Source organism: Paracraurococcus ruber, assembly GCF_004353985.1.
Taxonomy (GTDB): Bacteria; Pseudomonadota; Alphaproteobacteria; order Acetobacterales; family Acetobacteraceae; genus Paracraurococcus; species Paracraurococcus ruber.
Window position 1 is genome coordinate 1 of record NZ_SMOA01000033.1, and the last position, 13,678, is coordinate 13,678.

Annotated in this window: 11 protein-coding genes; 2 read left to right on the forward strand and 9 right to left on the reverse strand. The window is 71.7% G+C overall.

The window, feature by feature from the left end:
• Positions 1-131: 131 nt before the first annotated feature.
• A complete protein-coding gene (locus E2C05_RS08925) occupies positions 132-797 on the reverse strand; it encodes a methionine ABC transporter permease (RefSeq protein WP_133219267.1) in 666 nt (221 codons plus the stop codon).
• Entirely contained in the window at positions 794-1,885 is a 1,092-nt protein-coding gene (locus tag E2C05_RS08930) for a methionine ABC transporter ATP-binding protein (RefSeq protein WP_133219268.1), read from the reverse strand. Before E2C05_RS08930 ends, E2C05_RS08925 begins: the two co-directional genes overlap by 4 nt.
• 216 nt (positions 1,886-2,101) lie before the next feature.
• On the opposite strand from E2C05_RS08930, the gene E2C05_RS08935 reads away from it, so the two are divergent.
• The gene (locus tag E2C05_RS08935; RefSeq protein WP_133219269.1) at positions 2,102-2,356 is read left to right on the forward strand and encodes an Lrp/AsnC ligand binding domain-containing protein; all 255 of its coding nucleotides are present in this window, start codon (positions 2,102-2,104) and stop codon (positions 2,354-2,356) included.
• Positions 2,357-2,411: 55 nt separating this feature from the next.
• Here the strand turns inward: E2C05_RS08935 and dnaE are convergent, their stop codons facing one another.
• Positions 2,412-5,867 (reverse strand): DNA polymerase III subunit alpha, encoded by a 3,456-nt coding sequence (gene dnaE, locus E2C05_RS08940; RefSeq protein WP_133219270.1) that lies wholly within the window; start codon positions 5,865-5,867, stop codon positions 2,412-2,414.
• A gap of 98 nt (positions 5,868-5,965) precedes the next feature.
• Here dnaE and E2C05_RS08945 point away from each other — a divergent pair, with 98 nt between their 5' ends.
• A complete protein-coding gene (locus tag E2C05_RS08945) occupies positions 5,966-6,388 on the forward strand; it encodes a hypothetical protein (RefSeq protein ID WP_133219271.1) in 423 nt (140 codons plus the stop codon).
• A 3-nt stretch (positions 6,389-6,391) separates the two neighbouring features.
• Here the strand turns inward: E2C05_RS08945 and E2C05_RS08950 are convergent, their stop codons facing one another.
• The 6 genes from E2C05_RS08950 to E2C05_RS08975 all read right to left on the reverse strand — a co-directional run bounded on the left by E2C05_RS08950 (position 6,392) and on the right by E2C05_RS08975 (position 13,463).
• Positions 6,392-7,078: an ABC transporter ATP-binding protein gene (locus tag E2C05_RS08950; RefSeq protein ID WP_133219272.1), complete on the reverse strand. Its 687-nt coding sequence runs from the start codon at positions 7,076-7,078 to the stop codon at positions 6,392-6,394.
• The gene (locus E2C05_RS08955) at positions 7,071-8,336 is read right to left on the reverse strand and encodes a lipoprotein-releasing ABC transporter permease subunit (RefSeq protein ID WP_133219273.1); all 1,266 of its coding nucleotides are present in this window, start codon (positions 8,334-8,336) and stop codon (positions 7,071-7,073) included. Before E2C05_RS08955 ends, E2C05_RS08950 begins: the two co-directional genes overlap by 8 nt.
• Entirely contained in the window at positions 8,329-9,582 is a 1,254-nt protein-coding gene (locus E2C05_RS08960; protein ID WP_133219274.1) for a lipoprotein-releasing ABC transporter permease subunit, read from the reverse strand. Before E2C05_RS08960 ends, E2C05_RS08955 begins: the two co-directional genes overlap by 8 nt.
• A 10-nt stretch (positions 9,583-9,592) precedes the next feature.
• On the reverse strand, positions 9,593-10,906 hold the full coding sequence (gene proS / locus E2C05_RS08965; RefSeq protein WP_133219275.1) for a proline--tRNA ligase: 1,314 nt from the start codon (positions 10,904-10,906) through the stop codon (positions 9,593-9,595).
• A 533-nt stretch (positions 10,907-11,439) separates the two neighbouring features.
• A complete protein-coding gene (locus E2C05_RS08970; protein WP_133219276.1) occupies positions 11,440-11,700 on the reverse strand; it encodes a DUF1467 family protein in 261 nt (86 codons plus the stop codon).
• 86 nt (positions 11,701-11,786) lie between these two features.
• Entirely contained in the window at positions 11,787-13,463 is a 1,677-nt protein-coding gene (locus E2C05_RS08975; protein WP_408901614.1) for a ribonuclease J, read from the reverse strand.
• Positions 13,464-13,678: the final 215 nt, after the last annotated feature.

The following is a 13,678-nucleotide window of genomic DNA, read 5'->3' on the forward strand; positions in this document are numbered from 1 at the left end:
CCGCGCGGCGGTGCCGATGCCGGCGCCCTGGGCGCGCGGCGCCGGGGCGGCGGGCAGGACGGGGGCGAGCAGCGCGGCGGCGAGGCCGGCGCGGCGGGTTAGGCGGGTCATGCGAGGGTCTCCCGTGTCGTTCAGCGGCGGCCGAGGCGCCGCACCAGCCAGTCGCCCAGGGATTGCAGCCCCTGGACGAAGAGGATGAGAAGGAGGACGACGGTCGCCATCACCTCCGGCATGAAGCGCTGGTAGCCGAAGCGGATGCCGAGGTCGCCGAGGCCGCCGCCGCCGACCGCGCCCGCCATGGCGGAATAGCCGACCAGCGAGACCAGGGTGACGGTGACGGCGGCGAGCAGGCCCGGCAGCGCCTCCGGCACCAGGACCTTGGCGACGATCTGCAGCCGCGTCGCCCCCATGGCGCGCGCCGCCTCCACCACGCCGCGATCCACCTCGCGCAGCGCATTCTCGAACAGCCGGGCGACGAAGGCGGTGGCGGCCAGGGCCAGCGGCACCACGGCGGCACCGGTGCCGATGGAGGTCCCGGCGACCAGCCGGGTGAAGGGCACGATCGCCACCATCAGGATGATGAAGGGCGTGGAGCGCACGGCATTGACCAGCAGGCCGAGCGGGCGGTTGACGGCGGCGCTCGGCGCCAGGCCGCCCGGCGCGGTCGCATGCAGCAGCAGCGCGAGCGGCAGGCCGAAGAGCACGGCGATGCCGGCGGCGGCGCCCACCATGAACAGCGTCTGCCAGGCGGCCTCGAGGAAGAGGTCCTCCAGCATCGGCGGCAGCCAGGGGATCATGCGCCGCCCTCCGCCCAGGGCAGGTCGTCCACCGCCAGGCCGAGGCCGCGCATCCAGGCGATGGCCGCCTCCACCGCCGGCGCCGCGCCATAGGCGGCGAGCGCCAGGATCCCGAAGGGCTCGGCGCCGATCGCGTCGATGCGGCCGGAGACGATGTTGAGGTCGAGGCCAAAGCGGCGCGAGGCCTCGCTGACGACCGCCCGCGTGCTGTGCGGCCCGGCGAAGAGCACCCGCAGCAGGCGCCGCGCCTCCCCCGGCCCGGGGGGCGGCAGGGCGGCGAGGGTGCCGGGCGGGATCTCGTCGCCGATCACCTCGGCCACGAAGCGGCGGGTGGTGGCCGCCTGCGGCCGGGTGAAGACGTCGAAGACGCGCCCCTGCTCGATCACCCGCCCCGCCTCCAGCACCGCGACGCGGTCGCAGAGCGCCTTCACCACCGCCATCTCATGCGTGATCAGCAGCACGGTCAGCCGCAGCCGGGCGCGGAGATCGGCCAGCAGGGCCAGGATCTCGGCCGTCGTATCGGGGTCGAGGGCCGAGGTCGCCTCGTCGCAGAGCAGCACCCCGGGGCGGCTGGCCAGCGCCCGGGCGATGCCGACCCGCTGCTTCTGCCCGCCCGACAGGCGGGCGGGATAGGCGTCCCGCTTCTCCGCCAGGCCGACCAGCGGCAGCAACTCGGCGACGCGCGCCTCGCGCTCGGCCCGCGGGACGCCCGCGACCTCCAGCGGGAAGGCGATGTTGCCGGCGACGGTGCGGGAGGCCAGCAGGTTGAAATGCTGGAACACCATGCCGATGCCGCGGCGGGCGGCGCGCAGCCCCGCCTCGTCCTCGGCCGTCAGGTCGCGGCCCAGCACCTCCACCCGGCCGGCATCCGGGCGTTCCAGCAGGTTGGCGCAGCGGATGAGGGTGGATTTGCCGGCGCCGGAGCGGCCGATGACGCCGAAGACCTCGCCCGCCGCCACCTCCAGCGACACTCCGTCGAGCGCCGGCGCCGGCGCGCCGGGGAAGCGGCGGGTCAGGCCGGTCAGGCGGATGGCGGGCGCGGCGGCGGCGGGGGCCGGGGCCAGCGCGGTGGCGGTCTGGTCGAGCATTATCCCTGGTCCGGAAGCGCGGGGGACATCGCGGGTTCCGACGCGGTCAAATCGCGGCCCGAGCTAAATACACGATCATGACGCGCTGTTAAGCTGTTTCACCGCATGGGTGATGCGCATTTGCTTCGGGGCTGCGCCGCCCCGGTCCGGGGATGCTTCCCCATCGGCCCGCCCCGGTGCAGGGTCACCGCCGGACGGCACAGCAGGGGAGAGGCCATGCGGGCGATCTTCGTCATGATCAAGTGCGAGATGGGCCAGGCCTATGGCGTGGCGCGGCAGATGGCGGACGCCATCCCGGAGCTTTCGGAGATGCACTCCATCTCCGGCCAGTATGACCTGATGGGGAAATTCTACCTGGAGGCGGACCAGGATATCGGCCTGTTCGTGGTGGAGACGCTGCAGACCGTGCCGGGGGTGAAGGACACCTACACGCTGCAGACCTTCAACGCCTTCTCCGCCGTGAAGGGGTAGCGCGGCGGGGCCCTGCGCGGCCCCTCGCGGCCGGCGCGGCGCCGCCGCCGCGGGTTCAGACCGCCTCGACCTCGGCGACGCCCGGCAGCACCTTCATCGCCTGCATCAGCCGCGGCGAGACGTTGAAGCCGCCGGGCAGGGCGACCTCCACCTCCTGCCCCTGGCCGGTGCGCGCGACCACCACCACCCGGCCGCGGCCGCGGCCCTCGCGCTCGAGCAGGGTGCGGATGAGCGGCACGCCCGATTCGCCCTCCAGCCACAGCCGGATGCCCTGGCCCACCTGCTGCGCCGCCTTCTCCAGCCCTTCCAGCTCCAGCGCGGTCAGCCGCAGCATCTCGCCATCCAGCCGCACCTCGGCCGTCACCAGCACCGCCGTGCCCTCGGCCAGCAGGTCGCGGGTGCGCGACAGCACCTCGGAGAACAGCGTCACCTCGTAGCTGCCGGCGGCATCCGACAGGTTCAGCCAGCACATGCGGCTGCCGGTCCGCGTCGGGCGTTCCTTGCTGCCGACCACCGTGCCGGCGAGCTTGAGCCGCGCCGCGCCGGCCTTGGCGCGGTCCTGGATCCTGGAGGAGGGCACCACGCCCAGCCGCTGCAGCACCGACTTGTAGGTGTCCAGCGGATGCGCCGAGAGGTGGAAGCCCACCGCCTCCGCCTCGTAGGACAGCTTCTCGAGCTGCGGCCAGTCCGGCATCTCCGGCAGGCGCAGCGGCTCCGGCCGGGCATCGGCGCCGCCGAACAGCGCGATCTGCGCGCTCTCGCGCTGCTCCGCCGCCGCCTGGGCGCGGCGGAGGATGACCTCGGCGCCGGCCACCAGCCGGGCGCGGTTCTTCTCCAGCCGGTCGAAGGCGCCGGCCTTGGCCAGGTTCTCGATCTGCATCTTGTTCAGCAGCTTGGGGTCCACCCGGTGGGCGAATTCCGCGACCGAGGTGAAGGGCCCCCGGGCGTCGCGCGCCCGCACCAGGTCCTGCATCGCCTGCGCGCCCACGCGCTTCACCGCGGCGAGGGCGAAGCGGATGGCGGCGCGGCCATCCTCGGCGGTCTCCACCAGGAATTCCGCGCCCGAGCGGTTCACGTCCGGCGGCAGGACGGGAATGCCGAGGCGCGAGGCCTCCTGCATGTGGCTCGCCAGCTTCTCGGTCTTGTCGAGGTCGAGCGTCATGGAGGCGGCGAGGAAGGCGACGGTGTGGTTCGCCTTCAGCCAGGCGGTCTGGTAGCTGACCAGCGCATAGGCGGCGGCATGCGACTTGTTGAAGCCGTATTCGGCGAATTTCGCCATCATGTCGAAGATCTCGGTCGCCTTGGCCGGCTCGATGCCGTTGCGGACCGCGCCTTCGGTGAAGCTGGCGCGCTGCTGCTCCATCTCCTTGGCGATCTTCTTGCCCATGGCGCGGCGCAGCAGGTCGGCGCCGCCCAGGCTGTAGCCGGCCAGCACCTGGCTGATCTGCATGACCTGTTCCTGGTAGACCATGATCCCGTAGGTCTCGGCCAGGATGTCGTGGATCTTCGGGTGCGGGCTCTCCCAGGGCTCGCCATGCTTGCGCTGGCAATAGGCGGGGATGTTCGCCATCGGGCCCGGCCGGTAGAGCGAGACGGCGGCGATCAGGTCCTCGAACCGGTCCACCCGCATCTGCCGCAGGCAGTCCCGCATGCCCTGGCCTTCGAACTGGAACACCCCGGCCGCGTCGCCCTTGCGCAGCATCTCGTAGGTCTTCTGGTCGTCCAGCGGGATGGCGTTGATGTCCACCTCCAGCCCCTGCGCCTTCAGGATGGCCAGCGCCTTCTCGATCACCGTCAGCGTCTTCAGGCCGAGGAAGTCGAACTTCACCAGGCTGGCCTGCTCGACATATTTCATCGAGTACTGGGTGATCAGCATTTCCGACCGCGGGTCGCGGTAGAGCGGCACGATCTCGATGAGAGGCTTGCGGCCGATGACGACGCCGGCGGCATGGGTGGAGGCGTTGCGGTACAGGCCTTCCAGCTGGTTGGCGATCTCCAGCAGCCGCGCCACCTGCTCGTCGCCGTCGCGCATCTGCTGCAGCCGCGGCTCGCCCTCGATCGCCTGCGCCAGCGTCACCGGCTTGGCCGGGTTGAAGGGGATCAGCGATGCGATGCGGTCGACCTGGCCATAGGGCATGCCCAGCACGCGGCCGACATCGCGCACCGCCGCCTTGGCCTGCAGCTTGCCGAAGGTGATGATCTGCGCGACGCGGTCGGCGCCGTATTCCCGGCGGACATAGTTGATCACCTCGTCGCGCCGGTCCTGGCAGAAATCGATGTCGAAGTCGGGCATCGACACGCGCTCGGGATTCAGGAAGCGCTCGAACAGCAGGCCGAAGCGCAGCGGGTCCAGATCGGTGATCTGCAGCGCCCAGGCGGCGACCGACCCGGCGCCCGAGCCACGCCCCGGCCCGACCGGGATGGCCTGCGCCTTCGCCCACTGGATGAAGTCGGCGACGATGAGGAAATAGCCGGAGAAGCCCATCTGCTCGATGACGCCGAGCTCGTAGTCGAGTCGCGTGCGGTAGGTGGCGCGCTCCGCCTCCGGCATCGCCGCCGCGTCCAGCCGCGCCTCCAGCCCGCGCACCGCCATGTCGCGGACCGTCTCCGCCTCGGTCATGCCGGGGCCGACCTTGGGGCAGACCGGCAGCTCCGGCTTCTTCGTCTCCGCCATCACCGCGCAGCGGCGGGCGATGGCGAGGGTGTTGTCGCAGGCCTCCGGCAGGTCGGCGAAGAGCGCGCGCATGGCGGCGGCTGGCTTGAACCAGTGCTCGGCGGTGACGCGGCGGCGATCCTCCTCGGCCAGTGTCCGCCCCTCGGCGATGCAAAGCAGCGCGTCATGCGCCTCGTGCATCGCCGGCGTGGCGAAGTAGACGTCGTTCGCCGCGACGATGGGCAGGCCGAGCTCGTCGGCGAGCGCCAGGGTCGGCGGCTCGATCGCCTGCTCCACCGGCAGCCCGTGCCGGTTCAGCTCCACCGCCAGCCGGTCCGGGAAGGCGGCGGAAAGGCGGCGCAGCAGGGCCTCGGCCGGGGCGCGGCGGCCTTCCGCCAGCAGCCGCCCGATCGGGCCGAAGGTCCCGCCGGTCAGCAGGAAGATCCCCTCCGCATGCTCCTCCAGCGTCTCCAGCCGCAGGCAGGGCCGGCCGGAGGCATCGCCCGCCAGGAAGCTGCGCGAGGAGAGGCGCTGCAGGTTGTCGAGGCCGCGCGCATCCATGGCCAGCGCGACGATGGGGTCGGGCGGCAGCCGCTCCGCCTCTGGCCGCGAATCCACGGCGGTGCGGGAGAGGAACAGCTGGCAGCCCATGATCGGCTGCACGCCCTTGCCGGCGCAGCCCTGGGCGAATTCCAGCCCGCCGAACAGGTTGGCACTGTCGGTCAGCGCCACGGCGGGCATCCCGGCGTCCTTCGCCAGGGTGGCCAGCTTCTCCGCCTTGATGGCGCCTTCGCTCAGCGAATAGCTGGAATGGACATGGAGGTGGACGAAGCTGCCGCCGGCCGAGTCGCTGCTCATGGCCCGGAGGATAGCACGGGCGCCGCCATGTGCGGCGTCGCACAGACCCGTGGCGGGGCCGGGCCTAATCGGGCGGCGACACCATGGAGACCCGAAGCATGTCCCGCCTGCCCCTGCTCTTCCTCGCCTCGGCCGCCCTCTGCCTCGTCATCGGCGTCTCCATGGGCATCGCCATGGGCATCGCCCATGATTTCCACCTGGCGCCGGTGCATGCGCATCTGAACCTGCTGGGCTGGACATCCCTGGCGCTGATGGGGCTGACCTTCCGCGCCTGGCCCGAGTTGACGGAGAACAAGGTCGCGGCGGCGACGCAGTACCTGCTCTCGGCCGGCGCCGCCTTCGCCTTCCCGGCCGGCATCTACCTGTCCATCGAGCACCAGTCGCCGCTGCTGGCCATTGCCGCCGCCATGGTGTGGATGGCCGGCGCGCTGCTGTTCCTGGCGCGGCTGGTCATGCTGCTGTGGCGCGGCCTGCCGGCGGCGGAGCCGGAGCCGGCGCTGCGGCCGATGGCGGCGGAGTAGCCGTCAGCCCTCGACCACCCGCCCGTCCCGCAGCGTGACGGTGCGGTCCATCCGCGCCGCCAGTTCCGGGTTGTGGGTGGCGATCAGGGCGGCCAGACCCTGGCCGCGCACCGCCGCCAGCAGCTCCTCGAAGACCAGGCCGGCGGTGCCGACATCCAGGTTCCCGGTCGGCTCGTCCGCCAGCAGGATGCGCGGGCGGTTGGCCAGGGCGCGGGCGATGGCGACGCGCTGCTGCTCCCCGCCCGAAAGCCGGCCGGGCGCGTGATGCTCCCGCCCCCGCAGCCCGAAGCCGGCCAGCAGCGCCCGCGCCCTGTCCCGCGCCGCGCCGCGCGCCACGCCGGCGGCCAGCTGCGGCAGGACGACATTCTCCTCGGCGGTGAATTCCGGCAGCAAATGGTGGAACTGGTAGACGAAGCCGATGGTGCCGCGGCGGATCGCCGTGCGCCCGGCATCGGACAGCGTGCCGGCGGCGCGCCCGGCCACGAACACCTCCCCGCCATCCGGCCGTTCCAGCAGCCCGGCCAGGTGCAGCAGCGTGGATTTCCCGGTGCCGGAGGGTGCGACCAGCGCCACGATCTCGCCCGCCGCCAGCACGAGGTCGGCGCCGCGCAGGACCGGCAGCTCCCCCGCCTCGGTGCGGTAGCGCCGCTCCACGCCGGCCAGGCGCAGCGGGGCCTCGGTCTCACTCATTCCGCAGCGCCTCCACGGGGTCGAGCCACGCGGCGCGCCAGCTCGGCAGCAAGGTCGCCAGCAGCGACAGCAACAAGGCGAGGCCGACGACCTGCGCCACCTCCGCCGCATCCACCACCGCCGGGATCTGCGTCAGGAAGTAGATCTCGGGGTCGAAGACGGTGGTGCCGGTCGCCTGCATCAGCGCCTGCCGGATGCTCTCGATATTGGCGCAGAACAGCAGCCCGAGGCCGAGCCCGGCCAGCGTGCCCACGCCGCCCACCGCCGCGCCGCAGAGCAGGAAGATGCGCAGGATCGCGCCCCGCCCCGCACCCATGGTCCGCAGGATGGCGATGTCCCGCCCCTTGTCCTTCACCAGCATGGTCAGGGAGGAGATGATGTTGAAGGCGGCGACCAGGATGATCAGCATCAGGATCAGGAACATGACGTTCCGCTGCACCTGCACGATCTCGAAGAAGCCGCTGTTGGCATCCTGCCAATCGGCGATGCGGACGGGGCGGTCCGCCAGGGCGCGGCGGATCTCGTAGGCGGCGTCGCCGGACCGGCCGGGGTCTTGCAGGAAGACCTCCACCTGGCTGACGGCGTTCGGCATCTGGAAGAAGAGCTGCGCGGCGGCGAGCGGCAGGAAGACGAAGCCGCCGTCGTATTCCTGCATCCCCACCTCGAACAGCGCCGCCACGCGGTAGGCGCGCAGCCGCGGCACCGTGCCGAAGACCGTCACCCGGCCCTGCGGCGAGACCACGGTGAGGCGGTCGCCGATGCCGATCTCCAGCCGCCGCGCCAGGCCGGTGCCGATGACGATGGCATCCTCCCCCTGGAAGGCGTCCAGGCTGCCGGCCTTGATGTTGCCGGCGACCAGGGCCCGCGCCCGCAGATCCTCCGGCGCGATGCCGCGGAGGAGGCCGCCGGCCGAGCCGCCGGCATCGGTGGTCAGCAGCACCTGCCCTTCCACCACCGGCGCCGCCTGCGCCACCGCCGGCAGGGCGCGCAGCCGGGCCGCCAGCGGGGCATAGTCGGTCAGCAGCCCCTGCGCCGCGGTGACGCCGAGATGGCCGTTCAGCCCGAGGATCCGCCCCAGCAATTCCTGCCGGAAGCCGCCCATGACGGACAGCACCACGATCAGCGTGCCGACGCCGAGCGCGATGCCCACCAGGGAGAAGCCGGCGATGACGGAGACGAAGCGCTCCCCCTTGCGGGCCAGCAGGTAGCGGCCGGCGATGGCGCGCTCGAAGGGCCCGAATGCCCGGCCCTCAGCCATTGCGCAGCGCCTGCGCCGGGTCGATCCGCGCCGCCCGCCAGCTTGGATAGAGCGTCGCCAGCAGCGACAGGCCGAGTCCCATGCCGACCACCTGCGCCACCTCCCGCCAGTCCACCACCGCCGGAAGCTGGGTGAGATAGAGCAGTTCCGGCCGGAACAGCGGCGTGCCCTGCAGCGCCAGCATCCCGGCCCGCAGCGTGTCGAAGTTGAGCGCGATGCCGAGGCCGAGCAGGAAGCCGATCAGCGTGCCGCCGCAGCCCACCGTCGCGCCGCAGAGCAGGAAGATGCGCAGCACCGCGCTGCTCCCCGCGCCCATGGTCCGCAGGATGGCGATGTCCCGCCCCTTGTCCTTCACCAGCATGGTCAGCGAGGAGATGATATTGAAGGCGGCGACCAGCACGATCAGCGTCAGGATCAGGAACATCACGTTCCGCTCCACCACCACGGCGGCATAGACGCTGCTGTTGGCGCCCTGCCAGTCGGTGACGCGCAGCGGCCTTCCGGCCAGCGCCTGGCGGACCTCGGCCGTCACCGGCGCCACCTGGGACGGGTCGGCGACCATGATCTCGATCTGGCTCGCCGCGCCCTCCAGCCCGAACAGTGCCTGCGCCGCCGCCAGCGGGACGAAGAGGTTGCGGTTGTCGTATTCCGGCATGCCGATCTCGAACATCGCCACCACGCGCAGGCTCCGCTGCCGCGGCGCCGCCGAGAAGTCGCCGCCGCGGGCCTGCGGCAGCACCAGCGTCAGCCGGTCCTGCAGGCGTAGCCCCATCCTGGCCGCGAGGCGGAGGCCGACCACCACCGTATCGTCCTCGCCGAACTGCTCCAGGCTGCCGCGGCGGATGCCGCGGGCGATGACCGGCCGGTCCCGCAGATCCTCCGGCGCGATGCCGCGCACCAGGCCGGCGGCGGCGCCGCCGCCCTCCCCGGTCAGCAGCACCTGGCCCTCGACGATGGGCGCCGCCTGCTCCACGCCGGGCAGGCCGCCCAGGCGCTCGGCCAGGGCCTGCCAGTCCGGCAGGGCGCGGCCGCTGGCCGGCGCGACCGTGAGATGCCCGTTGAGCCCGATGATCCGGCCGATCAGGTCCTGCCGGAAGCCGTTCATGACCGCCAGCACGATGATCAGCGCGGCGACGCCGAGCGCGATGCCGAGCAGGGAGAAGGCGGCGGTGATGGAGACGAAGCGCTCCCCGCGGCGGGCGCGCAGGTAGCGCCAGGCCACCATGCGCTCGAAGGCGGTGAACATGGGTGGCGGTTCAGCCGCCGCCCTTCACCCGCGCGATGGCATCCTCGACGGACAGTTCCACCCGCTCCCCGGTGGCGCGGCGCTTCAGTTCCACCTTGCCGGCGGCGGCGCCGCGCGGGCCGATGATGGCCTGCCACGGGTAGCCCATCAGGTCGGCGTCGGCGAATTTCACGCCCGCCCGCTCGTCCCGGTCGTCATAGACCGCATCGGGGTCGAAGGCGGCGTAGAGCCGCGCCGCCAGCGCATCGGTCCCCGCATCGCCCACCTTCAGGTTCAGCACCGCGAGTTTGAAGGGCGCCACCGCCTCCGGCCAGCGGATGCCGGTCTCGTCATGGTTCGCCTCGATGATGGCGCCGACCAGCCGCGACACGCCGATGCCGTAGCTGCCCATCTCCGGGTTCACCATCTTCCCGTCCGGGCCGCTGACCTGCAGCCCCATCGGCGCGCTGTACTTGGTGCCGAAATAGAAGATGTGCCCCACCTCGATCCCGCGCGCGGAGACCCGGTCGGCCTCGGGGATGGCGTCCCAGGCCGCCTCGTCATGCTTCTCGTCGGTGGCGGCGTAGCGGCTGGTCCAGAAGTCGACGACGGGCGAGAGGTCGCCATCGTAGTCGACGGGCTGGGACAGCACGTCGAATTCCAGCAGGTCCTTGTGGAGATAGACCTGGCTCTCGCCGGTCTCGGCCAGGATGATGAACTCGTGCGACAGGTTGCCGCCGATCGGGCCCGTATCCGCCTGCATCGGGATCGCCTTCAGCCCCATGCGGGCGAAGGTGCGCAGATAGGCGGTGAACATCTGCCGGTAGCTGCGGGTGGCGCCGGCATGGTCCAGGTCGAAGCTGTAGGCATCCTTCATCAGGAATTCCCGCCCGCGCATGACGCCGAAGCGCGGCCGGATCTCGTCCCGAAATTTCCACTGGATGTGGTACAGGTTGCGCGGCAGGTCGCGGTAGGACTTGGCGTAGGTGCGGAAAATGTCGGTGACCATCTCCTCGTTGGTCGGGCCGAACAGCATGTCCCGCTCATGCCGGTCCTTCAGCCGCAGCATCTCCGGGCCATAGGCGTCGTAGCGGCCGGACTGGCGCCACAGATCCGCCGCCTGGATCGTCGGCATCAGGACCTCCTGCGCGCCGGCGGCGTCCTGCTCCTCCCGCACGATCTGCTCGACCTTCCGCAGCACGCGCCAGCCCAGCGGCAGCCAGGCATAGATGCCGGCGCTGGTCTGCCGGACCATGCCCGCCCGCAGCATCAGGCGGTGGGAGGCGATCTGCGCCTCGGCGGGCGTTTCCTTCAGCGTCGGCAGGAAGGCGCGGGAAAGGCGCAAGGCAGGCTCCTGGATCGGGCGGCGTCCCCCCCCTTTAGAGCAGATCGCCGGGCCGCGGAAACGCCCCGGCTGCGGCGGGTCGCTTGCCCGTCCCGGCGGGTGCGGGCGTGGGAAATTTTCTGTCGTAAAGCCCGGCAGGAGCGCACGAACCCACACGAATCTTTGCCGGAAAAGCTTAAAAAGGCTTTTGTTAAGCTTGGCCTTCGGCTACAGCTGCGATGCGTCGGCCAAGCGGCGCAGGCTGGCTCCGGCCCCGCCATGGCGGCACAGGTCGCGTCTTCGGGCGCGGCGGTGCCGGATCGGCGGGCGCCGGACAAAAAAAGGGGCCGTACCCGCAGGGCACGGCCCGAGTTTAGGGAGGAAACGCCAGTCACACGGCAGAGAGAGGACCAACCCTCTCTCTGCCAGTATGGTGCCGCGGACACCCAACACCCGACAACCGCAAAGGCTGCGGGAAAAGACGAAAAAAACGGCGCCCGACGCCGTGTTGCACAGGAAAAAAGCGGCCCCTGCCCCGATTGCCGGAAAGCCGCTTATTTTTCCGGCATTGCCAGCCAGCCGGTCCGGAAGCTGAGCCAGTCGCTGGCGATCACCGCCTCCACCCCCAGCCACAGCACCGCCGTCACCAGAGTCGTGAGCAGCAGCTTGCGCAGCAGGCGCGGGCGTTCCGGCACGCCGCGCCAGCCGGTTTCCGGATCGCCATCCGGATTCGGCTGCGTCCCGATCGGCAGGATGGCGAAGAGCGCCGTCCACCAGATCAGGAAGAAGACCACCGTGCCGCTGACCCAGCCCATGCCCGCTCCAAAGACACATCGAGGGAGGCTCAGCCTCCCTCAAACTCCCTCCGCCAAAGGCCGAAGGGCCTTTGGAAACCAAGAGTTTACACGCGCAGGAGATGCACCTCGACCGAGGGGCGCTTGCGCAGCCGGCGGCCCACCGCCTTGCGCAGCATGCCGCGGGCGGCCTCGCGCAGCGCATCGTCCTCGCGGCGCAGGGCGCTCGGCAGGTCCATCACCGCCCGCGCCAGCTCGGCCGCCAGCTGCGGGCCCAGCGGCTCGTCGCCGTCCAGCAGGCCGGGGGCGGAGACCTGCGGCGTGCCCTGCACCCGCCCGGCCCCGTCCACCGCGAGCGAGGCCATCACCACGCCGTTGAACAGCATGCGCTTGCGCGCCGCCAGCACGCCGCCGGACAGCGGCAGAAGGCGGCCATTGTCGACCGCGAGGCGGCCGGTCGGCACGCCCTCCACCACCTCCGGCCGGCCCGGGGCAAGCTGCAGCACATCCCCGTCCTCGACCAGCACGGGGGTGGTCTGCAGCGCCCGCGCCAGGGCGGCGTGCTCGGTCAGGTGGCGCCATTCGCCATGCACCGGCACGGCGTATTTCGGCTTCACCAGCTGGTACAGCCGCTTCAGCTCGTCCCGCGCCGGGTGGCCGCTGACATGCACCATGTGGTCGTCGGCGGTCATCACCCGGCAGCCGCGCCGCGCCAGCAGGTCCTGCATCTGCAGGATGCCCCGCTCGTTGCCCGGGATCATGCGGGAGGAGAAGATGACCGTGTCGCCCTCCCCCAGCGCGATCTGCTGGTGGGTATCGGCCGCGATCTTCGCCAGGGCGGAGCGCGGCTCCCCCTGGCTGCCGGTGCAGATGATGAGGAGGTTGTCGTCCGGGATGTATCCCGCCTCCTCCTCCGGCACATAGGGCGGGATGTCGGTCAGGTAGCCGCATTCGCGCGCCGCCGCCTCCGCGTTGCGCAGGCTGCGGCCGAACAGCGCCACCTGCCGCCCAGCCGCCATGCCGGCGCGGGTGATGCTCTCGACCCGCGCGACATTGGTGGCGAAGCAGGTGACGGCGACGCGGCCGCGCAGGCCGCGGATGATGGCGGCGAGGTTCCGCCGCACCTCCGCCTCCGACCCCGAATGCCCTTCGACGAGCGCATTGGTCGAATCGCAGACCATGGCCAGCACGCCTTCCTCGCCCAGGGCGGCGAAGGCGGCCTCGTCGGTCGGCTCGCCGATCAGCGGCTCCGGGTCCAGCTTCCAGTCGCCGGTATGCAGCACGAGGCCATGCCGGGTGCGGATGGCCAGCGCCTGCGCCTCCGGCACCGAATGCGCCACGCGGAGGAATTGCAGGTCGAAGGGCGCGGCGGCGAAGCGGCCGCCGAGCGGGATGGTGACGATCCTCGCCTCCCCCAGCAGCCCGGCCTCGCCCAGCTTGCGCCGCAGCACCGCCGAGACGAAGGGGCCGGCATAGATCGGGCAGCGCAGCTGCGGCCAGAGATGCGCGACGGCGCCCACATGGTCCTCATGCGCATGGGTCACCACCAGGCCGACTAGGCGGTCGCGCCGTTCCGCCAGCCAGGTCGGGTCGGGGACCATAACCTCGACCTCGGGGTTCTCCGGCCCGCCGAAGCCAATGCCGCAATCCACCGCGAGCAGCTTGCCGTCGCAGCGGTACACGTTGAGATTCATTCCGATCTCGCCGGTCCCGCCGAGCGGGATGAAGGCGAGGTCGCCGGCCGGATCGGGTCCGGCCGCTGCCGAGTAATCGTCCATCACCATGTCCCGGGGCGGATTTCGGCCCCGGCCTTTTGTCGTTGTTCAGCCGGCGTGGCGGAACGGGTCGCCCCGCGGCACCAGCCCGGCGCCACGGCAACCCGCTCTCGCGCGATGCGGGGCCCGGCCGCCCGCGGGTGCGGGGGCCGGGCGCCGGATCGCGGCCGGGCGGGGTGATGCCCCGGCCCGGCGCCTCGATCCTCGATGGGCACGTCCCTCCG